The organism is Neobacillus sp. SAB-20_R2A (assembly GCF_049568635.1).
Taxonomy (GTDB): Bacteria; Bacillota; Bacilli; order Bacillales; family Cytobacillaceae; genus Neobacillus; species Neobacillus citreus.
Genome location: NZ_CP145895.1, coordinates 1011760 through 1033135, shown reverse-complemented (window position 1 = coordinate 1033135; position 21376 = coordinate 1011760). Strand labels below are relative to the sequence as shown.

Sequence of the window (21376 nt, the reverse complement as noted above, 5' to 3'; positions counted from 1 at the left end):
TTGCTTCTAGTGAAAAAACGAATTGTCTTACTTCCCGGTGATGGTATCGGCAAGGAAGTTATGCATTCCGCGAAAGAAGTATTAACGGCGATTGCAGAAGAATATAATCATACTTTTAGCTTTGAAACCCATGAAATCGGAGGAGCAGCCATTGACCAATACGGTACTCCCCTGCCGGAAACGACAGTTGATGCCTGCAAGCAGGCAGATGCCGTTCTTTTAGGTGCTGTCGGCGGTCCGAAATGGGATAACAATCCGTCCCATCTGCGTCCTGAGCGAGGCCTCTTGGGAATCAGAAAGGCCCTTGATTTATATGCCAATTTACGGCCAATCAAAGGCTTCAAAAATCTTCTTCATGCTTCGCCGCTTAAAGAAGAAATCGTTTCTGGAAGCGACCTCCTTATTGTCCGTGAATTAACTGGCGGTATTTACTTTGGTACTCCAAGTGAACGGCGTGATAATGGCGAATCGGTTATCGATACTCTGGCTTATACTCGCCGCGAGATTGAAAGAATCGTAGATAAGGCATTCCAAGCTGCCCAAGGACGCCGCGGCAAGCTTACTTCGGTCGACAAGGCGAATGTGCTTGAATCCAGCAAGATGTGGCGTGAAATCGTCGAGGAGAAAAAGGCACAGTACCCTGAAGTGTCTGTTGAGCATGTGTTAGTCGATGCCGCAGCAATGAAGCTAATCACCAACCCTGCTTCTTTCGATGTGGTTGTCACTGAGAACATGTTTGGCGACATCTTAAGCGATGAAGCATCTGTGTTAACAGGCTCCCTGGGTATGCTACCTTCTGCCAGCTTAAATGAATCTGGCGTCGGACTTTATGAACCGGTTCATGGCTCAGCGCCTGACATTGCCGGAAAAGGCCTAGCCAACCCGGTTGCGATGATTTTATCCGCTGCCTTGATGCTAAGGTATTCCTTCGAACTGGAGGACGAAGCCAAAATTATCGAAGATGCTGTCCAGTCTGTACTTGATGCCGGCTATCATACTGCTGATTTGCAGATTCCAAACGGCCGCAAAGTGGGCACCGAGGAAATGACAAAATTAATCGTCGACTACATCCGTACACTGAACGCATCTAAGTGTATCGCAAGCTGCTACTATTAAATTTGAGGACGTTACCGCCAGGCTGGTGCAGAATTGGCCTGGCGGTTTATTCTAAAGAGAATACTAGTTTACCTGCTATTTCAGGCAAAAAATCTATAAACGTGAGGAAGGAAGCTATGCAAACACCAAAAAATATCATTCAAAAAATTTGGGAACGGCATGTTGTCCATCAAGAAGAAGGAAAGCCGGATTTACTTTATATTGATTTGCATCTCGTTCATGAAGTGACCTCTCCTCAGGCATTCGAGGGCTTACGCATGACCGGGCGCAAGGTTCGCCGCACTGACCTTACTTATGCAACAATGGACCATAACATCCCAACCCGCCAGCGTCTTGTAATCAATGACCCTATTTCAAAAAAACAAGTCGATACATTACAGCAAAACTGTGAGGAATTCGGCATTACACTTGCAGACCTTCACCACCCAGATAACGGAATCGTTCATGTCATCGGTCCTGAGCTTGGTCTTACCCAGCCTGGAAAAACGATCGTCTGCGGCGACAGCCATACCTCTACACACGGTGCATTTGGTGCCCTTGCTTTTGGTATCGGTACAAGTGAGGTCGAGCATGTCCTTGCTACACAAACACTTTGGCAAGCACCGCCAAAAACGATGAATGTCAAAGTCAATGGCAAGCTTGGGACAGGCGTTACCGCTAAGGACTTAATCCTTGCGATTATCGGAAAATACGGCGTCAAATTTGGAACTGGCTATGTCATCGAATATACCGGGGAAACCATCCGTGGATTTTCCATGGAAGAGCGCATGACTGTCTGTAACATGTCGATTGAGGGCGGTGCAAGAGCCGGACTTATCTCCCCAGACGATACAACAGTCGAATATTTACGCGGCAGAAGACACGTTCCGCAAGGTGAAGCTTTCGATGAAGCCGCTGCTGACTGGAAGTCCCTTGCAACAGACGAAGGTGCCACCTATGATACAATTGTTGAAATCGAAGCTTCAGAAGTAGAACCTCAGGTAACTTGGGGAACGAATCCTGGAATGTGTATTCCGGTAACTGCAAACGTACCAAGTCCAGATCAAACTGATAAACCGGCGGAAAAAGACGAAATTCAGCGCGCTCTTCAATACATGGGGCTTGAAGCAGGTCAGCCTATCTCCAACGTAACAGTTGACCATGTTTTCATCGGTTCTTGTACCAATTCACGTCTAAGCGACCTGCGTAAAGCAGCTAACATCGTTCGCGGCAAGAAGGTTAACCCTTCGGTTACTGCGATTGTCGTTCCAGGATCTTTCAGCGTCAAGCTTGCAGCGGAAAAAGAAGGCTTGGATCAAATCTTTAAGGAAGCAGGCTTTGAATGGCGTGAAGCGGGCTGCAGTATGTGTCTCGGAATGAACGACGATATCATTCCATCTGGTGAACGCTGTGCTTCCACATCCAACCGGAACTTTGAAGGACGTCAAGGTAAAGGGGCCCGCACTCATCTTGTCAGCCCTGAAATGGCGGCTGCTGCAGCAATTGCCGGCCATTTCGTCGATGTCCGCAAGTTCACTGCTCAGGAGGTTATGTAGAAATGGAACCATTACGCATACATCAAGGCCTTGTCTGCCCAATTAACCGCTCAAACATTGATACAGACCAAATTATCCCGAAGCAATTTTTAAAGCGCATTGAACGAAGCGGCTTCGGCCAATTCTTATTTTATAACTGGCGTTTTGACGATGACGGTAATCCAAATCCGAATTTCGAATTAAATCAACCGCAATATAAAGGTGCTTCTATCCTGGTTGCCGGTGAAAACTTCGGCTGCGGCTCCTCCCGCGAGCATGCCCCTTGGTCAGTTCAGGACTTTGGCTTTAAGGTTATCATCGCGCCTAGCTATGCAGATATTTTTAAAAATAACTGCGTAAAGAACGGGATCCTTGCCATCGCTGCAACGGAAGAGCAAGTCCAAACTATTATGAAAAAAGCAGAAACTGAGGGCTATTCGCTTACAGTAAATCTTGAAGAACAAAAGGTTTATGCCAACGATGGTTTTGAATTAACTTTCGACATCGCTCCATACCCAAAGGAAATGCTCCTAAATGGTTGGGACGAAATCGGTGTTACTTTAACCTATGAAGATAAAATCAAAGAATATGAGCTTGCACGTTCATAAAAAAAGAGAGCCAGGCTCTCTTTTTTTATTTTTATAGGTTTTCTAATATATTGGTATTGTCCGGTTCTTCATTAAAGGTCAGCACCTCATCAGCCGGCTGATAGGATTCACCGTAAAAATGTTCATCCTTATAGGTATGAATCAAATTATATGTTTTTTTCATCGCTTCAAAAATCATTTCCTCCGACTCTTGATGCGGCGCCCAATAGAGTATTTCCATCTTATTTACTTCATTTGTTGCCAAGGATCTTCGCTCGTAACCAATTGACTCGGCATGCTCAAAGCCTTCACGCTTATAATAGCGCAGTCTCTTTTCTGTATCGCTGTCCTCGTAATTAACCGGCTCCACCTCGAGGATAATTGGCTTCCCTTTTTGCTTCATTTTTTCCATAAGCTTATGTCCAAGTCCCTGACCCCGGGCATCGCTTGAAACAAACAGATAATCAATAAAGACAAAATTATCAAATTCCGCATACATCAACACATGATTGGGTCCTTCATCCTTATGATAAATATTAGGCCGCTCCCGGAGCAGGGTTTCCATATGTTCCCGCGACTTCATTTCCTCAACCGGAAAGTATTGATTCAACTTTTCATACCAATGCATAACATGGCTCCTTTTTTTATGTATATATTGATTTTCCACTAATCGTGACGGGATTATTCCACACTTTAGAAAAGCAAAAAACTGAGCAGAGACTTATCTTACTCAGTTTTTCTAAAATTAAAATTCAGGAAGCTGATCAAGATTATTTTCTTTAATACCGTCCGGCTCGCTGCGGATGATATCCCTTCCGTATTTATGAAAAACATCAATATGGGCAATCTTTCCTGCCTTCGCTTCATCCAATGCCTGTAGGTAATTCAATTCTCGTCCATTGCTGGTCTTAAACGCAATAATGTCCCCATCATCATTTTTCTTAACAGCAACAAACTCTTCTTTTCCATCAGGATTAGTTGCACCGACCTCCACTTGGGCTTGCTGCTTATATTGCTCATAAACTTTTTCAAAATCCTTTTGTTCCATCGACTCCACCTCCGAACATTTGTTAGTATTTTTCCTTCTTAGGAAAATATCCCTGATTTAAAAAATTGTCAAAAAATGTTCCAAAATTATCTTTTAGCCAACATGGTATAATTTACCTGACTAGGAGGCGGTAAACCATGGACAGTCCGGAGGGAAATGTCTGGTTTTATGTTCGAGACCATCAACAACAGGGTCCTGCAAGCTTATTTGAAATAAAAAAGCTGTATGAACAAGGTGTTTTAACTGGCGACAGCTTTCTTTGGTCCTCAAATATGGACTGTTGGTGTATGGCTAAAACCCTAAATGTGTTTCAGTCAACAGATAATAAACAGGATGCAATAAATTTTGCTGTAGTTTGGGAGGAAATCAAAAAGGATACCTATCCTGCCGGAAGGCCCTTTGTGAGATTTCTTGCCAGGTTCTTTGATCTTGCCCTCTTTACATTTTTTCTTATAGCTTTTGTTTCTATTTTTTCTCCGAAGTTTATCGTTGAATCCTCAGCCATTACCGTATTCATGATTTGTCTAATCCTTTATATCCTTGTAGAGGCGGCCATTCTCTCTGTCTTTGGAAATACGCTTGGTAAGTCTCTGTTAAACACACGTATGAAAACGGTTACGGGTGAACCTATTAGATTTGTAACCGCACTAAAACGAAGTATTTTTGTAACAGCCGCTGGAATGGGACTAGGAGTGCCCATCATTAATTTTATTTGTTTTGGTTTCTCCTATAAAGATTTAAAGAAACACGGGTACGCCACTTGGGATAAACAAATTGGAACCATTGTTTTATACGGAAGGGTAAGCACTGCCAGAATGCTTGTTGTCAGCATAATCCCTATTGGATTATTAATAGCTGGCTTGGTCATTTAAGTTGACTTTCTTCTCAATCAGCATCTTCTTTTTTAAAATAGCTATAATACTTATATCAGGTTTTAATATTTATGGAGTGAACAAAGATGCTAAGATTAGAAAAATCGCATGACGCACGAAATAACCTTTCACTGCTAGAACAAATTACCGGGCAGCACCTGAATATGAGACAAGTCCTTGATGAAACCGAACTGCTTCTTCAGCAGTTAAGTAAAAATAACAGCGCACGACATCTTGGCACCCCCTCCATTCCATTTAAGCAAAGAGTAACTGAGAAGTTCTTCCGCCTTTTAGCAAAACCATCTAGTTTCTTGACTCCTACAAAACTTTCAGTAGATTCAGAAGGAAAAGTGGTTCCAGATTGGATGGAGAAATTGGACCAAGAACTTGCAGGACTTATGGGCAATACTGTCAAGGAAGTCAATGTGGCAGATATTGGTGCTGTCGGGGACGGGATTACTGATAACACGGCTGCTTTCAAAAGGGCAATTGGGAATGGGCGAGTAAAAGTGATTGTGCCGCCGGGTATTTACATAACAAAGGAAATCCGTCTTCCCTCGTGGACTTACCTGGCTGGGGCAGGAAAAGGAATTACAACCATTAAGCTTCACGACCAGGTACCTAAAGGCACGAGACTAATCACAAATGCTAATCATTGGCGAGGAAATCACCATATCTTCGTGCAAGGCCTTAGCCTCGACTGGAATGTCGAAAGACTTGGGTATACTGCCAAAACAAGTACATGGGGGAACCATTCTAGCTGCCTAACTTATGCAAATGTAACATATGGGTGGGTAAAGGACGTAGAAGCCATTAATCCAGGTCTCCATTGCTTTGATATTACTTCGACCCTGTACAATTATGCCGGTGATGGTTTCCGGGCCCGCGGAGGCAGCAAGTATGTCTGGCTAGATAATTTAAACGGTCATGGCTTTGGTGATGACGGAATCACCACCCACCATAGTGATTATATTTGGATTTCAAATTCACATATGTGCGACCCGAGCGGCCGCGCCCACCAGAAAGGATTTTCAAACTCGAATGGGATTGAGGTGGATGATGGGTCGAGGAATGTCCTCCTAGTCAATAATTCCACGGCCAGGTGCTTTGGAGGAGTGGAAATCAAGGCACATCAAAATTCTTCGGCGGCATCCAACGTGCAAATCGTCGGGCACATTTCCCTGAACGATAACCGGTCCTTTAACTTCCGGCATATCGGCCATCATAAAAGCACTGACATGGAATCAAAATCTGCCTACAATATTTTGGCGGTTAACCTGGCTTCTATAGCACCCATTTTTACGGATTTATATCAGGAATCCTCACCGCGCGGTTTAGTCATTTCTGCTTATAAAAACGTCGTATTAAACCATGTAACTTTTATTGGCGATCCCGACTATGACTATAAAGGAAATCCAATCGCTGCCATTCAATATCGAGCTAGAAATGTTGCCCTAAACAATATTTCTTTTAAAAATTTTAGAACGGCAGGTGCCGGAATAAAAGTAACTGGCGGTGAAAACCGTGCCGATGCTGTCCATATACATAATGTCGCCATTACGGATTCTAATGTAAAAGCAATTCAAATAGGAAGCGGCATTCAAGATGTAAATCTGCATCATATTAAAGAATTCGAAATGCAAATATAATAATAGGCCCGCAAATACATAAGGTGCTGCCGCACCTTATGTATTTGCGGGCCTTCTATTAAAGCATTTTCTCAATGACAGCTTTAGCTGTACTGTCTTTATTAACAGTCGATTCTTTGTAGGTTCTTTTAAAATATTCAGCATAGAGCAAATCCAGCAAATAAAGCTGGGAAAGCTTGGCCGATAGGCTGCCGCCTTGAAGAGGTCCTTCATTTGCTCCGCAAAGCAGGGTAATATCTGCATAACTAGTTAAAGGGGACTTTGCAAAACGAGTTATCGCAATAATCTTTGCTCCTCTTTCTTTTACCACCCTTGCCACTTCAATCGTGTCCTTTGTTGAACCGGAGTAGGAGATTAGAACAGCAACATCTTTATCCGTCATCAAGGCAGCTGACATTATTTGCAGGTGAGTATCAATGGAGCATTCTGTTTTATTGGTAACCCTCATAAACTTGTTCTTAGCTTCCATCGCAGTCATTAAAGAGGCGCCAACTCCAAAAAAGTGAACTCTATCTGCAGCTATGATGTAGTCTATCGCTGTTGAAATATCGTCCTCATTAATTAGTTTAAACGTGTCAGTAAGGGCACTTACATTCGTTGTTAAAATCTTGGAGGCAAGCTCCCCAATTGTATCCTGCATCGTAATTTGACCTGATATCTGCGGTGTTTCTTCACCTTGTGAAATGCTATGGGCTAATGCAATCTTAAACTCTTGATACCCTTTAAGATTCATAGTTTTGCAAAACCGAAAAACGCTTGATTCGCCTACATCGCAGGCGTCAGCCAGGTCCGTAATCGACATATAGATGACATCCTTAATATTTTCAAGGACGTAATCCGCCACCTTTTTTTCTGTATTTGTAAATGAATTATATCGTGACCGAATAAGTGAAAAGATATCTACCGTTGTCATAAAGCACCCCTTCTATTTCCCACTCGTTAAATGAAGTGAAACGGCACCTAGCATCCCCGCTTTATTTCCCAAAGAAGCTTTGATGATTTCCACATCAGAAAAGCTCTCCATAATCAATTCTTTTACTTTCGCAGAAACCCTTTCAACCAAAAACTCCTGTTCCATGACGCCGCCGCCAACAATAATAGCAGGAGGGTTAAATATATGGATTAATGAAGCCAACCCCAGCGCGGCTTCATGAGCCCAAGATTCGACAACCTTCAACAGCCGTTGATCACCTTGGTTTATTTTTTCGAAAATAATCTTACCATTTATACATTCCTTGTCAATCACTAATGCCATTCTTACTAATGCTGATGTGGAAGCGTATGTTTCATAGCAGCCTCTTCCACCGCAATTGCAAGGATTCCCTGCGGGATGGGTAATAATATGGCCAAATTCTGCTGCAATTCCTTTATGACCCTTGTATATCTTGGAATCAGCAATTATGGCACCGCCTATTCCTGTTCCATATGTCAAACAAAGGAAATCATGAAAGCTTCGGCCGGCGCCATAATATTTTTCACCTAATGCCGCGGCGTTGACATCATTTTCTACTTTTACAGGAACTTTAAATTTTTCCTCAAAAATATGTTTTAAATTCGTTCCAGTATAATTCGGTATATTTTCATTAGCATAAATAATATACCCTTCCTCACTGTTTACCTGTCCTGCAGTACTGATGCCAATCGCGTCAAAACCGTCAAATTCCGAAATAATCTGGATCAGTTTTTCTATTAAGTATGGTCCGCCTTTTTTACTTTCCGAATCATATTCTTTAAATACCTTTATATTTCCTTTTTCATCGGAGAGGCCTAACTTGATGGATGTCCCTCCAATATCGACAGCTAATATTTCCACAATTCCCACTCCCCGCCAATATCTACCTGAGAAGGCATTAATCCCGCGAGAAACTCGGGGGATTAATCTTGGAAAAAATTTTCTCCATTATTGAATAACGTGAACAAATCTTTTGGTAATTTCCATCGGTCTTGTGATAGCAGTTCCAACCACCGCGGTATGAATACCAAGCTCAAAAACTGTTTTTAATTGCTCAGGTGTCCAGATACCTCCCTCAGCAATTACCGGAATGGGCAGTTCACGAACTAAGCTCCCTATTAACTCCGTATCCGGCAGGCTCGTTCCTTTTGTATATTCTGTATACCCGCTTAAGGTGGTACCAACACAATCGAAGCCTAATTTATAGGCCGTCATACCTTCCTCATAAGTAGAACAATCCGCCATAAAGAGTTGATCTTTATACTTTTCTCTTATTTTAGGAAATACCTCTTCAATCGTCGTGCCATCTGGTCGGACTCTTTTTGTAGCATCTAAAGCAATGATGTCCACACCCTCACGGTAAAGAAGGTCAATTTCTTCCATTGTAGGTGTTATAAATACATCAGACCCATCGTAAACTTGTTTAATAATTCCGATAATCGGCAAATCAACCGTTTTTTTGATTTCCTTAATATCTTCTACACTATTAGCGCGGATGCCGCACGCTCCACCAAGCTTGGCCGCATACGCCATTCTCCCCATAATGTATGGACTGTGCAGCGGCTCCTCCGGAAGAGCTTGACACGAAACGATTAATTTACCTTTAACTTGTTCAAAAATTTTATCCTTATTATCCATTTAAAAGCATCTCCAAGTTGAATTTTATCCCTTTTCTGCCCCAATTGCTAAGCCTTTAGTAAAGTATTTTTGGAAGAAAATAAAGATTAACAGCATTGGAACTGCAGCAACAGTAGCTCCTGCCATCTTGTAAGCAAAGTTTGGATTTAAATCCTGCATTAATGAAGCAATACCAACCATTAAAGTTTTCGATTCTTCACTCTGGCCAACCACCAGCTGCCATAGGTAATCGTTCCATACCTGAACAAAGTTTAGAATAAATAATGCACCAATACCCGGTTTTACAATTGGCAAAATAATTTTGTAGAAGGTATATAATTCACCTGCACCGTCAATTCTGGCCGCTTCACGTAATGAGTCAGGGATCGAATCAAAGAATCCTTTTAGCAGGAATACACCAAAAGCGGTTGCGACGTTTGGCCAAATCATGCCATTAAGCGAATTGACCATACCTAGGTCTTGAATAATTCTGAACAATGGAACAATCATAACCTCTTTTGGAATCATTAAGCTTGAGATAAAGATAATGTAAATAACATTTTTCCCTTTAAAATGCAGCTTTGAAAAAGCATAGGCTGCCAGGGAACTGACTACGATAACTGCAATGGTTGAGACAAGTGATACAACAATACTATTAAATGTCCATTTTAATGCCGGCTGATTTTGGAATACATCCACATAGTTGCTGAAGGATATGGTTTTTGGAAACCAATCCGGCGGCATTTTGATAACATCCGCACTATTTTTTAACGAGCTTGTAAATAACCAGTAGAGCGGAAACAGGTTTAGGATTGCAAAGAAAAGAATGATCACGTTTGCAACTACGTCAACCGTTTCTCTTTTTCTTTTATTTTTATTTTTCAACATGCTCTGTCACCTCAATCCTTCTTAAACATTGCTCTTAATTGTGGAACCGATAGCACTAATGTAATTAAGAACATAATGACACCAACAGCGGAAGCAATTCCAAGTTGATTGAACTTAAACGCGTTATTATATAAGAAATACATGAGCGTTGTAGAAGCATTATTTGGTCCGCCGCCCGTTAAGAGCTGGATGACAACGAATATTTTTAATACTGCAATTATATTCATGATAATAATATAGATGGTAGTAGGCTTTACCATTGGAATTAGGATCTTAAAGATGATCGTCGTTCGGCTGGCACCATCAACCTCTGCCGCCTCGAATAAATCCTTTGGAACTCCAATCATCGATGCTATATAAAGTATGATCGCTTGACCAACGTTAGTTGCAAAGGTTACAAAAATGATGACCGGCAATACGGTTTTAGGGTTGCCCAAGAAATTGATTGATGACATTTCCATCTGTTTTGCAACATAAGGAATGAGACCATTAGCCGGATTAAGCAAAAAGCTCCAAACCATACTCATGACAACCATTGAAACCATTACCGGGATGTAATAGCTTCCTCTAATGAAAGAAACATATTTCGCATTTTTATCAAAAACAGCCGCTGATACGAATAGGGCAAAAATAACAGTCAAAGCAACGATAAAAATAACAAATACGACAGTATTTATAGTTGATTTTACAAAGACCGGATTCTGAAATAACTTTTGATAGTTTTCAAAACCGACAAAAACTTCATTCGTATAGTTAATCCGATATAAGCTTAAGCGAATTCCTTCAATAATTGGATAAACGAGAAATACCAAGAAGAGTATAAGCTGTGGAGCAATAAACAGGTATCCCGTCAAATTCTCTTTTAAAGCATGCTTGTTGAAATTCATAAGAAGCCTCAACCTTTCTAAAACTTAAGCCCCAATATCGGGGCTTAAGCTTTTATTTATAACGCTGAAGGTTATTTAATCACTGAGTTTTCTTTTGCATCTTTAATTACTTGATTACCATTCTTCTGATAATCTTTGATTGCTTGTTCAGGTGATTTTTGACCAGTATAGATGGCTTGCAGTTCAGGGAATAATACCTGTCTTAACTGGCTGTACCCAGGAACGCTTCCTGTAAAGTTGAATAAATACTGAGCGTTTTTGTCATATGCTGCAAATAATGGATTTTGTGATTTGAACTCATTTGCCACTGAAGTTCTAACAGGAACACCATTTTTAGATGCTTTTACTAGCTCAGGGTCAGTTGAGAAGAATTTTACAAAATCCTTACTTACTTTAATTCTAGTTTCATCTTGTGTGTTAAATACGGCAGCGCCTGATACATAAGTAAATGTTAATGGGTCGCCGCTTTCAGAAGGAATGTTTGCAAGTCTGATATCGAACTTAGGAGCCTTTCCTTGTTCCATCTCAGCTTTTGTGTTGTTAAATAGAACTGAGTTAGTGAAAGCAATAGCAATCTTTTGGTTCTTAAACATAGCTAGTACGTCGTTAGAAGAAACTGATTCGGCACCAGGGTTGGTTAAACCAGCATCATAGGTTTTCTTTAACCATTCTGCAGCTTTCACACCTTTAGCATCATCCAGGACAATATTTCCCTTTTTATCAAAGAACTGATTGCCAAACATTCTTAGATACGCTAGGTTCCAAGTATCCGCTTGGTTGTTAAGAGCATATAATCCCATTGGATAGGCATTTGGATATTTGTCTTTTGGCAAGTCCTTCTTAAGAGAATTTAAGATAGTTTCATATTCTTCTAAAGTCCACGTTTTAATTTCATTCTCGCCGCCGATATATTTTTCAAGTCCGGCTGCCTTTAACATATCAGCGTTGTAAGCAAATGTTCCTGGCATATGGGAGAATGGATAGAAATAAATGTCCTTGCCAAACGTCACAGTATCCCAGTAGTTCTGATCAATATCTTTCTTAGCTGCATCATCAACAATATCATTTAATGGCACTAATGCACCGCGATGAGCGTAGTCACCCATGGCAAACGTATTTTCAAAGAAGATATCTGGCGGGGTGCCGCCGTTTAACTTAACGTTTAACAGTTCGTCCCGTTGTTCACTGGCAACGACTTCAACCTTAACCTTTACGTCATAGTCCTTATATTGCTTGGAAAATTTCTCTGCTGCATGCTTGAAAAAGCTATCATAGTCAGCTCCTTGTTCTGTTGCATCCATAACACCCTTCCATTGAGGTGTTAACATCAAGGATAATTCTACAGTCTTTTTGTCTTTGGAGCCTCCAGCCGGTTTACTTGATTCTTTGTCTGAACATCCAGCTAATGCTGAAAGGGCAAGTACACCAGATAAAGCGGTTGCAAGAAAACGCTTCTTGAACATAAATTTCTCCCCCTTAAAAATAAGTTTTTATTTTATTGAAGACAAGCTCAGCAAGAAGCCTGTGTCCTTCCTCATCAAGATGCATAAAATCGATTTGATTCATAGAAACGATTCCTTTTGTATCAAGAAATTCAGTTTTTTGAATATGCATCAATTCGTTTAAATGGGTGGAAAGTTCCGATGATTTGATGTCACATGCTTTCCCCATCGACTTTCCCACTTCAGTTTCGTAGTACTCTTCACCAATCGGAGGCGGGGCAATTACTAAAACTTTAGGAAAAGCCCCGTTTACGCCTGCTGGTGTGTTTTTGGCCTTATATGAAAGTCTTGCTATGCCTTGGGCGATGTTATAGGAAGTTAAATGAAACCGTTCTTTCGTATCATTTGTACCAATCATGATGATTATTAGCTCCAGTGGCGCATGACTCATTAAACATGGGTGAATATAGGCCAATCCACTTAACCCTTCAAATAAGGGGTCATCTACTACAGCTGTCCTGCCTGATAGCCCTTCTTCGACCACTTGAAACTCTTCCCCCAAAAACTCGGCCAGAATACTAGTCCATCTGATACCTTCCGGGAATCTTTCCAAGGTTTTGGCATTATAACCCCATGTGTTAGAATCACCAAAGCAAACAATTCTTCTTTTCATTCTTTTACCTGCTATATTTAAGGATAGCTTGATCAATCATATCCTTAATTTCTTCTACCTTTTTCAAATCCTCGCCTGTTACAGGCTCAAGCGGTCCTCTAACACTTCCAACATTGACACCACGTAATTTTAGAAGTTCCTTAATCGTGGAATACATATGGCCATTTAGAGAACATAAGGCAATGATGATATCGTTAATATCCCGTTGGATATTTTTCGCTTGTTCAAAATTCCCAGATGACACAAACTCTTCTGCTTTTAAAAGCAATTCAGGCATTGCCGCATACGTACCGCCTATTCCGCTGTCAGCGCCAATTACTCTGCCGGAAACATACTGCTCATCAGGACCATTGAAGACGATAAAGTCTTCTCCTGCTGCTGCCTTAAAGCGTTCGATATCCATTACCGGCATCGATGAATTCTTTACGCCAATTACCTTTTTATTTTCAATCAGCTTCCTAAAGGCTGACAGTGAAAGATTGTATCCTGTTGTTTGCGGAATGTTGTAAATAATAAACGGCAGTTCAGTGGATTCCATTATTTCTGACCAATACTTAATAACCGAGCTGTCTGGAAGCTTAAAATAGATTGGCGGAATGGCAGATAGTGCATCATAGCCCAGCTCTTCTGCATATTTTGCTAAAATGACGCTATCCCGAGTTGATGGTGCGCCGACATGTGCAATTAATGTCAGCTTCCCTTTGGCCGCTTCAGCAACATATTTTAAGGTTGCTTTTCTTTCCTCAAGATTTTGGTAGATGCATTCTCCTGAGCTCCCGCCGACATAAAGACCCTTTACCCCTTTTTCATAAAGATAGTTGCAGAGGTCTTTTGTTCTGATTTCCGATACTTCACCTGCATCATCATAACAGGCATAAAATGCGGGAATGATCCCTTTAAACTTTTCTAAATTCATGTATATCCCCACCTGAGTGAAAGTAATGTTAACGTTTACAAGAAAAATATATCATAATATTTTAATAGTGTAAATAATTTTCTTCATTTATTTTATTTTTGAAAAAAATCTCCACTTTTTCAATGCCCTATGGAAAGATTATCTGACCTCAAAATTCAGCTTAAGATTTCCATTAATTCGTGAAATTACTAACCTTTTATTATAAAATTCATCTTCAAAAGGATAATCTTCCCGATAATGAGCGCCTCTGCTTTCCTTTCTTTCCAGCATTGCCTGCAGTAGCAGATCGGAAAGAATCAGGAAGTTTCTTGCTTTAAAGGCGCTTTTTCTTTCTTTTATATTATTTGTAAAAATCCCCATATTAAAAGATGCTTTCAAGTCCTTGATTTTATTCAAGGCTGCTTGGAGATTTTTTTCATCGCGAATGACGTTGCCATGAAACCACATGATTTCCCTGACCGCATCCATTACTTCATGTGGAGTCAGAGCACTTTGTGAATCTGCTGAAAAGGCATGAATCCCCTGTGTCAACTGTGTTGTCACCTGATGTAGATTGATTTCTAGCCGCTCGATGCTTCCTGCATATTCAAGGCAATTTTGGGCAGCTCGTTTTCCAAACACCATGCAAGCTCCGGTAGAATTCCCACCCAAACGGTTGGCACCCTCAATCCCGCCGGCCAGCTCGCCAATTGCATATAGCCCGGGTACGCCTGTCCGACCGTAGCTGTCAATTTTGACGCCGCCATTGCTGGCATGAGCAAACGGAGCAATTTTCATCTTATTCTTAGTTAGGTTTATGCCGCGGTCTTCAAGCCAATTTAAATAAATCGTATAGAAATCACTTTTATTCTTGTAAATTTCAGGATCGTAAAGTAACTCGAAACCATCTTCGCTTTTCGTTCTGAAAATTTCTTTCATCATCGCGATATCAAAATATTTGGAGGGCAGGGAATTTGTAAACGGACCGTGGGTACTGCGAATTTTAAAACATTCTTCCTTAGAAAGGCCTTCTGGGAGCACACTATTTAAAATGCTGTTTCCTTCCTCATCCACAAAATCCTTGCAATAATTTAACGTATGCTCGCCCCATAATGTCTTGTATTTTGGCGATGTAAAGCCTGGAATAAATTGAATAAACTCCATATTAACAAGGCTTGCACCTGCTTCAAGTGCCAGGATATGGCCTGATCCATCGACGTCATTTGGGTTCAAATTATGCTTATATATATTCCCAAATCCCCCGGAAGCAAGGACAACGGCTTTACAATTAATCATGATAAAGTCATTATCCCTGTTTAAGAGAATCGCCCCAGCCACTCTACCATCCTGCTTTATCAAAGAAATGACTGCCGTTCTCTCCATGAGGGTAATATTAGGGTAATGATCGATGATTTCGGTAACATTTTCCCTGATTTTATTCCAATCCTTCAGCATGTAAATAGTTCTGCCATGGTTGGCAAAACAGGCCTTCCGGTCATCGGAAAGCTTATAAGGCTCTATTCCGATTTCGGGAAACTCCTCAACCCTGTCCCGAATCTCATCAATATAGATTTTTGCCATCTCACGGTCTTGCATATCATGGCTGACGGCATCAATATCCGCTAAAAACACGGCTTTGTCTTCTTCGTTTTTCGTTACTTGTGTCCCTAAAGAGGCCTTTAAGGGAAAAAAACTGGATCCAGAGCAAAGCTGTGTTTTTGTCGACATGATGATGTTTTGTCCGGCTTTTGCCAGTTCCATGCTCACCTTAAGCCCGGCAATCCCGCTGCCAACGACCAATACATCCGTTGTCATGATTTCTTTAATCATCTGTCCCGCACATCCTAAATAAGAATTTTAAAAACTACTTTTCTGACCTTTTCCGCTTCGTCCACCTTAATGCCCGTCATATGGACATCGCTCGGATATAAGAGCATAAAATTGCCCTTTTCAAGCTTCACTTTGGACTGCACTTTCCCATCCAGCAGGAAATAATCATCCTGTTCATCGTAGTCTTGTTTTACCGTCATTCTCTCAAAAAGCTCGTGGGCGACAAACTCTTTTCCCTCAAGAATATAGTGAAGATCGATATATTTTTTATGGGATTCCCAGAACCGCTCCTCGGCTTCTTTCGTTTCATATTCTATTAAGTTAAAAAAAAGTTCTTCCCCTTCAACTTCATGTATGCCTGTTTGAAGGCTTGAAAAATTGTGGGTTTGAATATAATGAATGGCACGATTCACTTTTTCGTTTATTCCTTTATATAACTCAAAATTACTAATGTGATCGGCAATCATCTTTATCGGCTCCTTCATAAATTGGTTTCTTATTGTTAACCGCTTTCAAACAAAATATAGCATACTCACAAAGTTCCGTAAATTATTTTCTCTTTTCACATTATAAATGGAAGAAATTTTCACCTATTATGTATAAAAAAAAACAGAGACCATTATGATCTCTGGCGCTTTCCTTCTTTGTCAATCACGATGCCGTCAACGAGCTTCTCTGCCGCTTTTCGATATAAATTGCTCATATGGACAAGGGACGAAATCATCAACACTCGTTCCAGATAGGGCGACGTATCCTCCTGCCCTTCAGCGATTTCTTCCTTTACCTCCAACCCTCTTCTTGTCATTTCCTCTTTGAAATCGGAGACATTTTGGGCAGTCAAATTTAGATAACTGTTATAGAAAGAATCTAAATCGATATCTTCCTTTATTATTCTTTTGTTAATCCCATCTAGAGTCGTTTTGATATCGTTAATGGATAGAGCACCTTTCAGTTGATAGATTAAACTGATAAGGATGAGATGCTCTTTGGAGTATTTTTTATTTTTAATAGGAAAAATAAGCTTTCCTTTGGCGTAATTGTTAATCATGGTTTTCGTAAGAATTTTTTCATCATCGTTCCGCTTCGATTCCGCAAATTTATTTTCGAAAAGCTGGATGACCTGATCCATATATAAATCTATCTTTGGAATCTCATCCAACGGCAAATTCGCTTCCAAATCAAGTTCTTCAATGATTTGATTGATTTTTTCCATTACTGTTAACCCCGTTCAATTCTTAATATTTTTTATTATACCTGAAGACATAGACGTTGACTAGATTCTGATATACTTGTATCATTATATGTAGTTATCAAAACTACGTAACGGAATAGGAGTGTTACAAAATGAATGCGTATATTCGGGAGCCCATTAACGGACTCACTCATTTGACGGGTGCGATTCTGTCTTTTGTCGGACTGTTGGCGATGGTGATTAAAGCCTCACTGACTTCCCATTCGCCTCTTGCCATTGCCGCTGTCATCATTTTTGGTATTAGCATGATTCTTCTTTATTCAGCCTCGGCAACCTACCATATGGTCATTGCGCGGGATAAAGTGATTGCTTTTTTAAGAAAACTTGACCATTCGATGATTTTTATTCTGATTGCCGGTACGTACACTCCATTCTGTTTTATCAGCTTAAATGGAAAAACAGGTGCTGTTCTCTTTTCGATTATTGCAGCAATCGCCATCTGCGGCGTTGTTTTTAAAATGGTTTGGTTTCACTGCCCGCGCTGGATTTCAACGGCCCTTTATATTGCGATGGGCTGGATGGTGGTCTTTGTTTTCTCGCCGCTCTCCGGCAGCATTAATCCATACGGCTTATTCCTGCTGGTACTTGGCGGTATTTTCTATACCGTTGGCGGCGTCATTTACGGAGCAAAGCCGAAGTTTTTGCAATTTAAAAATTGGGGTTTCCATGAAATTTTCCATATCTTCATTATGCTTGGAAGCTTGGCCCATTTTATGTGCGTGTTTTTATATGTCATCTAATGAAAAAGAGCCTGGACGCGTCCAGGCCTTTTTCATGCTTAATGTATGTTTTTAAATCCGTATTTTTTAAAAATGTCTATCGATGTTTGATTTTGAAGATATTCGAGAAACAACTCGGCTTCTTTTGGATGTGCCGTTTCTTTTACAACACCTACCGGATAGATGATGGGAGTGTGGGTGCTGTCCTCTGCCGTTGCTGCTATTTTAACCTTTTTGGAGGTTAAGGCATCGGTTTTATAGACAACTCCCGCATCCACATTGCCGGTTTCAACATAGGTAAGGACTTGGCGGACGTCTTTTGCGTAGACCACTTTACCTTGAAGGGAATTCCAAATATTCAATGCTTCGAATGTTTCCTTCGCATATTTTCCGGCAGGCACCGATTCCGGGGTACCAACCGAAATGTTTTCCGCGCGCGAAACATCTTTAAAATTATTAATGCCTTTGCTATTGTCCTTCGGAACAACTAGCACCAGGTCATTTCCCACAAGATTAATGCTGTTTTTCTTTTCAATATCGCCTTTTTGGACCAATAAATTGAATTTATCCTCTGCAGCGGAAAAGAACAAGTCTACAGGCGCTCCTTGAGAAATTTGCTGCTGCAGTGCTCCAGAAGCACCAAAGTTATAATTTATTTGTACATTGGGATGGGCTTTTTCAAAGCTTGCTTTAATATCATTCAAGGAATCTTGCAGACTTGCGGCAGCGGAAATGGTTAATTCCACTTTCGCCTCTTTCTTATCCGTTTTATTGGCTTGATTATTGGAAGAACATCCGGATAGAACTAACACTAACAGCAGTGCTGTGAAAAATATTTTTTTCACCCGATGTCCCCTCTCTCCATTAACTCCTCATACAAGACCACCGCATGGTTATAGACCGTGTCCTTCGCGCCATATAAAAGCGTTACGTTTTGAGAAGCTGCCATCTCAAATATTTGACTAGTTAATTGAAGCTTCTCCTCATCAGTACGCAGTTCTTGAATATAACGGCTGCGAAACTCGTCAAACAGCTCCGGTTTGTGGCAAAACCACTTTCTAAGATTTGGGCTTGGCGCGATCTCTTTATACCAATGATCGAGCCTTGCCGTATCCTTCGAAATCCCCCTTGGCCAAAGCCTATCCACCAAAACCCTGCACCCATCCGATTCATCGTAAGGCTCATATACTCGCTTTAAAAAAATATTTGCCATTAATCTTCATCCTTTACGTCCAAGTCTTCAGGTATGGGTTCACTCAAGATTTCCTCTACAAGCTGTTTGTATTTTTCCATTTGTTTTAGATGGGTGTTAAATTGTTCCTTGTTGATTAAGTAATCACTGCCGTCAAAAAGAGCGCGGATTTTTTTCTGCTGAATGAGCTTCTTAACGTCAGCTTCTGATGTGGATAAAACCTCTGCTGTTTCTTTTATTGAAAGGTACATTTAATTTCCTTCTTTCCTTAAACAAATAGCTTCGACAACATGGCCTTCCCTTCCATGTGTGGTAACGGCCTGAGTCAAGGAATTAAGAATCGCTTCCTCCGCCGCTTCAGCTGCTGCGGCAAATAGCTGATTCATAATGGGATGGTCTTCGCGCAGCTGTGTCCGTGTTTCAGCCGTCTCATCTGAAAAATGAGGAATTTTATAAGCGTTTGAAAAGGCAATCACAATATCGCCGCTGCCGTGACTGAAATGGCTACCTGTCCGCCCAAGACCAATTCCGCAACGCTTCGCTACGCGTTTTAATTGCCGATCGCTCAACGGGGCATCGGTTGCTAAAACGATAATAATGGAACCGTCAGCAGTTTCTGAAAGTCCGGCTCCGGTTTCATATTGAAATCCTCGAAAATCTTCTTTTCTGCCAAAATTACTGAGGACCATGCAGCCCACTGTATAGTCTGATACCACTCGGGATGATGACCCAATCCCGCCTTTGTAGCCAAAGCAGACCATGCCTTTTCCGGCACCAACGGCCCCTTCTTCAGCTTGCTGATTGGAGGCCTTTTTGATTGCTTCAATGGCATGCTCGGGTTTAACCGGAAACATACGTATCGAGTTTAAATGGCTGTCATTGCATTCCCCAACCACAATATTGATGGTTCCGGTCTTATCACCAATTTCCGGATTTTCCTCAAGCATATATTCAAGCGTGCCTTGAGTCACTGCCGGGACTCCAAAGGTGTTTGTTAACATAATCGGCGATTCGAGAACACCTAATTCATTTACCTGTACGAGTCCGGTTGTTTTGCCGAAACCATTCAGGACACAGCTTGCTGCCGTCACTTTTTCTTTAAACATGTTTCCGCTATGGGGTAAAATGGCGGTTACTCCCGTACAAGCATAGTCGGTGCTTTTTTCGTTTAAAGGATAATCTAATGTCACGTGCCCAACCATTACCCCCGGGACGTCAGTTATGCAGTTTTTTTCGCCCGTCGCAATCTTACCAATGGCCATACCCATTTCGCGAATTTTCATCGTGCGGCACCCGGCCGGTGGTCAAGGAAGTTTTGTGAGGCAAAACCCCTGACCTCTTCTTCACTGTAATGTTTTAAAAGTTCATTGATCAGGTTTTGCGATTTCCCAGCATTCTCTAAATCAATGATAAATTGGGAGATTCCATCAAAATCTGACCCTAAGCCAATTTGCTTTACCCCGCCAAGGGAGCAGAAATGGTCAATATGCTTGATGAGGTCACTAATATGCGCATCCCCAGATTCATTAATAAATGGCGGATTATAGACGACATGGATCAGCCCGCCCTTTTGGAACATTGCCGCAGCTTGCTCATCAGTTAAATTACGCGGGTGATTACAAAGGGATTTGGCATTGGAGTGGCTCGCAATCGGGTAATCTGCAAGTTCTATGACATCCCAGAATGCTTTTTCGCACAAATGAGAAACATCCGTTAGGACTTGATGTTCGTTGTTTAATTGCACGATTTCCTTACCAAATAGTGTAAGCCCCGCCCCGCGCGGCTCGCCGGCACCGTCAGCCGCCAAATTGGCGTTATTCCAGGTAAGACCGACAGAACGGACACCTAATTGGAACAATGTACGCAACTTCATAAGGTCATTGCCAATCGCGTCGACACCTTCAAGCGTCAGCATCGCGCCAATCTGGCCAATTTTGAGCAGGTCAAAATCAGCCCAATTCTTTATATGTACTATATCGGGATTTTCCCCTAAGACTTCCTTATAAAAATAATCTACTTGCTCCAGCGCTGCCTGGAACTTTTGGTCGGATGGGATATCCGGTTCGATAAAGATCGCAAAGCACTGTGCCTTGATTTTGCCTTGCTGCAGGCGAGCTTTGTTTGTCTCTAATTCCGGGGCATTGGCAAAGCGCAGCTTACCTTTACCTTCCGAAAGCTTAAGTAATGCATCACAATGCAGGTCAATGATATTCATGTCGGCCGACTCCTTTTTTAAGGAAATT

General features: G+C 41.3%; 24 protein-coding genes. 6 read left to right on the top strand and 18 right to left on the bottom strand.

Translation table 11 applies throughout. The features are described from left to right. The first annotated feature begins 9 nt into the window (after positions 1 to 9). From leuB to leuD, 3 genes are all read left to right on the top strand, one after another. Positions 10 to 1116, top strand: coding sequence for a 3-isopropylmalate dehydrogenase (gene leuB, locus V5M37_RS05155; RefSeq protein WP_423801069.1), 1107 nt, complete (start codon positions 10 to 12; stop codon positions 1114 to 1116). Between the two features lie 116 nt (positions 1117 to 1232). Further along, positions 1233 to 2651: a 3-isopropylmalate dehydratase large subunit gene (gene leuC / locus V5M37_RS05150; protein WP_423801068.1), complete on the top strand. Its 1419-nt coding sequence runs from the start codon at positions 1233 to 1235 to the stop codon at positions 2649 to 2651. Positions 2652 to 2653: 2 nt separating this feature from the next. Beyond that, complete coding sequence (leuD, locus tag V5M37_RS05145) at positions 2654 to 3238, top strand: 3-isopropylmalate dehydratase small subunit (protein ID WP_423801067.1); 585 nt, start codon at positions 2654 to 2656, stop codon at positions 3236 to 3238. Positions 3239 to 3269: 31 nt separating this feature from the next. On the opposite strand, the gene V5M37_RS05140 is transcribed toward leuD, so the two are convergent. After that, positions 3270 to 3845 carry a GNAT family N-acetyltransferase gene (locus V5M37_RS05140; protein WP_423801066.1) on the bottom strand — a complete coding sequence of 192 codons (576 nt, stop codon included), beginning with the start codon at positions 3843 to 3845 and terminating at the stop codon, positions 3270 to 3272. A gap of 117 nt (positions 3846 to 3962) precedes the next feature. After that, positions 3963 to 4265, bottom strand: coding sequence for a DUF3892 domain-containing protein (locus V5M37_RS05135; RefSeq protein WP_423801065.1), 303 nt, complete (start codon positions 4263 to 4265; stop codon positions 3963 to 3965). Positions 4266 to 4402: 137 nt separating this feature from the next. Between V5M37_RS05135 and V5M37_RS05130 the strand changes: the two genes are divergently transcribed. Together V5M37_RS05130 and V5M37_RS05125 are read left to right on the top strand one after the other, a co-directional pair. Then, positions 4403 to 5137 (top strand): RDD family protein, encoded by a 735-nt coding sequence (locus V5M37_RS05130; protein WP_423801064.1) that lies wholly within the window; start codon positions 4403 to 4405, stop codon positions 5135 to 5137. An 86-nt stretch (positions 5138 to 5223) separates the two neighbouring features. Beyond that, positions 5224 to 6786: a glycosyl hydrolase family 28-related protein gene (locus V5M37_RS05125; protein ID WP_423801063.1), complete on the top strand. Its 1563-nt coding sequence runs from the start codon at positions 5224 to 5226 to the stop codon at positions 6784 to 6786. Between the two features lie 58 nt (positions 6787 to 6844). Here the strand turns inward: V5M37_RS05125 and V5M37_RS05120 are convergent, their stop codons facing one another. The 11 genes from V5M37_RS05120 to V5M37_RS05070 all read right to left on the bottom strand — a co-directional run bounded on the left by V5M37_RS05120 (position 6845) and on the right by V5M37_RS05070 (position 17183). After that, complete coding sequence (locus tag V5M37_RS05120) at positions 6845 to 7699, bottom strand: MurR/RpiR family transcriptional regulator (protein ID WP_423801062.1); 855 nt, start codon at positions 7697 to 7699, stop codon at positions 6845 to 6847. Positions 7700 to 7711: 12 nt separating this feature from the next. Next, complete coding sequence (locus tag V5M37_RS05115) at positions 7712 to 8599, bottom strand: ROK family protein (RefSeq protein WP_423801061.1); 888 nt, start codon at positions 8597 to 8599, stop codon at positions 7712 to 7714. 87 nt (positions 8600 to 8686) lie between these two features. Continuing rightward, positions 8687 to 9376 carry an N-acetylmannosamine-6-phosphate 2-epimerase gene (locus V5M37_RS05110; RefSeq protein ID WP_423801060.1) on the bottom strand — a complete coding sequence of 230 codons (690 nt, stop codon included), beginning with the start codon at positions 9374 to 9376 and terminating at the stop codon, positions 8687 to 8689. A 24-nt stretch (positions 9377 to 9400) separates the two neighbouring features. After that, entirely contained in the window at positions 9401 to 10243 is an 843-nt protein-coding gene (locus V5M37_RS05105) for a carbohydrate ABC transporter permease (protein ID WP_378587351.1), read from the bottom strand. A gap of 11 nt (positions 10244 to 10254) precedes the next feature. Further along, a complete protein-coding gene (locus V5M37_RS05100) occupies positions 10255 to 11130 on the bottom strand; it encodes a carbohydrate ABC transporter permease (RefSeq protein ID WP_423801059.1) in 876 nt (291 codons plus the stop codon). Between the two features lie 71 nt (positions 11131 to 11201). Continuing rightward, a complete protein-coding gene (locus V5M37_RS05095; protein ID WP_423801058.1) occupies positions 11202 to 12593 on the bottom strand; it encodes an ABC transporter substrate-binding protein in 1392 nt (463 codons plus the stop codon). 13 nt (positions 12594 to 12606) lie between these two features. After that, the gene (locus tag V5M37_RS05090) at positions 12607 to 13245 is read right to left on the bottom strand and encodes a GDSL-type esterase/lipase family protein (RefSeq protein ID WP_423801057.1); all 639 of its coding nucleotides are present in this window, start codon (positions 13243 to 13245) and stop codon (positions 12607 to 12609) included. Between the two features lie 4 nt (positions 13246 to 13249). Then, complete coding sequence (locus V5M37_RS05085) at positions 13250 to 14161, bottom strand: dihydrodipicolinate synthase family protein (protein ID WP_423801056.1); 912 nt, start codon at positions 14159 to 14161, stop codon at positions 13250 to 13252. Between the two features lie 138 nt (positions 14162 to 14299). After that, positions 14300 to 15970, bottom strand: coding sequence for an FAD-binding protein (locus V5M37_RS05080; protein WP_423801055.1), 1671 nt, complete (start codon positions 15968 to 15970; stop codon positions 14300 to 14302). 14 nt (positions 15971 to 15984) lie between these two features. Then, on the bottom strand, positions 15985 to 16437 hold the full coding sequence (locus V5M37_RS05075) for a YhcH/YjgK/YiaL family protein (RefSeq protein WP_423801054.1): 453 nt from the start codon (positions 16435 to 16437) through the stop codon (positions 15985 to 15987). A gap of 152 nt (positions 16438 to 16589) precedes the next feature. Next, a complete protein-coding gene (locus tag V5M37_RS05070) occupies positions 16590 to 17183 on the bottom strand; it encodes a DUF1836 domain-containing protein (RefSeq protein WP_423801053.1) in 594 nt (197 codons plus the stop codon). Between the two features lie 131 nt (positions 17184 to 17314). Between V5M37_RS05070 and trhA the strand changes: the two genes are divergently transcribed. Continuing rightward, complete coding sequence (gene trhA / locus V5M37_RS05065) at positions 17315 to 17962, top strand: PAQR family membrane homeostasis protein TrhA (RefSeq protein WP_378587371.1); 648 nt, start codon at positions 17315 to 17317, stop codon at positions 17960 to 17962. A 38-nt stretch (positions 17963 to 18000) separates the two neighbouring features. Here the strand turns inward: trhA and modA are convergent, their stop codons facing one another. The 5 genes from modA to V5M37_RS05040 are packed head-to-tail and all read right to left on the bottom strand — an operon-like array spanning position 18001 to position 21348. Beyond that, the gene (gene modA, locus V5M37_RS05060) at positions 18001 to 18786 is read right to left on the bottom strand and encodes a molybdate ABC transporter substrate-binding protein (protein ID WP_423801052.1); all 786 of its coding nucleotides are present in this window, start codon (positions 18784 to 18786) and stop codon (positions 18001 to 18003) included. Beyond that, positions 18783 to 19154 (bottom strand): DUF488 domain-containing protein, encoded by a 372-nt coding sequence (locus V5M37_RS05055; protein ID WP_423801051.1) that lies wholly within the window; start codon positions 19152 to 19154, stop codon positions 18783 to 18785. Before V5M37_RS05055 ends, modA begins: the two co-directional genes overlap by 4 nt. Next, complete coding sequence (locus V5M37_RS05050; protein WP_423801050.1) at positions 19154 to 19384, bottom strand: excisionase family DNA-binding protein; 231 nt, start codon at positions 19382 to 19384, stop codon at positions 19154 to 19156. Before V5M37_RS05050 ends, V5M37_RS05055 begins: the two co-directional genes overlap by 1 nt. Then, the gene (locus V5M37_RS05045; protein ID WP_423801049.1) at positions 19385 to 20416 is read right to left on the bottom strand and encodes a P1 family peptidase; all 1032 of its coding nucleotides are present in this window, start codon (positions 20414 to 20416) and stop codon (positions 19385 to 19387) included. Continuing rightward, a complete protein-coding gene (locus tag V5M37_RS05040; RefSeq protein WP_423801048.1) occupies positions 20413 to 21348 on the bottom strand; it encodes a dipeptidase in 936 nt (311 codons plus the stop codon). The genes V5M37_RS05045 and V5M37_RS05040 overlap by 4 nt, the downstream gene beginning before the upstream one ends. Positions 21349 to 21376: the final 28 nt, after the last annotated feature.

Bases quoted from the DNA above. Each gene is read 5' to 3' on its own strand.
- leuC (WP_423801068.1), top strand. From the start codon at position 1,233: ATGCAAACACCAAAAAATATCATTCAAAAAATTTGGGAACGGCATGTT.
- leuD (WP_423801067.1), top strand. From the start codon at position 2,654: ATGGAACCATTACGCATACATCAAGGCCTTGTCTGCCCAATTAACCGC.
- V5M37_RS05140 (WP_423801066.1), bottom strand. From the start codon at position 3,845: ATGCATTGGTATGAAAAGTTGAATCAATACTTTCCGGTTGAGGAAATG.
- V5M37_RS05135 (WP_423801065.1), bottom strand. From the start codon at position 4,265: ATGGAACAAAAGGATTTTGAAAAAGTTTATGAGCAATATAAGCAGCAA.
- V5M37_RS05130 (WP_423801064.1), top strand. From the start codon at position 4,403: ATGGACAGTCCGGAGGGAAATGTCTGGTTTTATGTTCGAGACCATCAA.
- V5M37_RS05125 (WP_423801063.1), top strand. From the start codon at position 5,224: ATGCTAAGATTAGAAAAATCGCATGACGCACGAAATAACCTTTCACTG.
- V5M37_RS05120 (WP_423801062.1), bottom strand. From the start codon at position 7,699: ATGACAACGGTAGATATCTTTTCACTTATTCGGTCACGATATAATTCA.
- V5M37_RS05110 (WP_423801060.1), bottom strand. From the start codon at position 9,376: ATGGATAATAAGGATAAAATTTTTGAACAAGTTAAAGGTAAATTAATC.
- V5M37_RS05105 (WP_378587351.1), bottom strand. From the start codon at position 10,243: ATGTTGAAAAATAAAAATAAAAGAAAAAGAGAAACGGTTGACGTAGTT.
- V5M37_RS05100 (WP_423801059.1), bottom strand. From the start codon at position 11,130: ATGAATTTCAACAAGCATGCTTTAAAAGAGAATTTGACGGGATACCTG.
- V5M37_RS05095 (WP_423801058.1), bottom strand. From the start codon at position 12,593: ATGTTCAAGAAGCGTTTTCTTGCAACCGCTTTATCTGGTGTACTTGCC.
- V5M37_RS05090 (WP_423801057.1), bottom strand. From the start codon at position 13,245: ATGAAAAGAAGAATTGTTTGCTTTGGTGATTCTAACACATGGGGTTAT.
- V5M37_RS05085 (WP_423801056.1), bottom strand. From the start codon at position 14,161: ATGAATTTAGAAAAGTTTAAAGGGATCATTCCCGCATTTTATGCCTGT.
- V5M37_RS05080 (WP_423801055.1), bottom strand. From the start codon at position 15,970: ATGATTAAAGAAATCATGACAACGGATGTATTGGTCGTTGGCAGCGGG.
- V5M37_RS05075 (WP_423801054.1), bottom strand. From the start codon at position 16,437: ATGATTGCCGATCACATTAGTAATTTTGAGTTATATAAAGGAATAAAC.
- V5M37_RS05070 (WP_423801053.1), bottom strand. From the start codon at position 17,183: ATGGAAAAAATCAATCAAATCATTGAAGAACTTGATTTGGAAGCGAAT.
- trhA (WP_378587371.1), top strand. From the start codon at position 17,315: ATGAATGCGTATATTCGGGAGCCCATTAACGGACTCACTCATTTGACG.
- V5M37_RS05055 (WP_423801051.1), bottom strand. From the start codon at position 19,154: ATGGCAAATATTTTTTTAAAGCGAGTATATGAGCCTTACGATGAATCG.
- V5M37_RS05050 (WP_423801050.1), bottom strand. From the start codon at position 19,384: ATGTACCTTTCAATAAAAGAAACAGCAGAGGTTTTATCCACATCAGAA.
- V5M37_RS05045 (WP_423801049.1), bottom strand. From the start codon at position 20,416: ATGAAAATTCGCGAAATGGGTATGGCCATTGGTAAGATTGCGACGGGC.
- V5M37_RS05040 (WP_423801048.1), bottom strand. From the start codon at position 21,348: ATGAATATCATTGACCTGCATTGTGATGCATTACTTAAGCTTTCGGAA.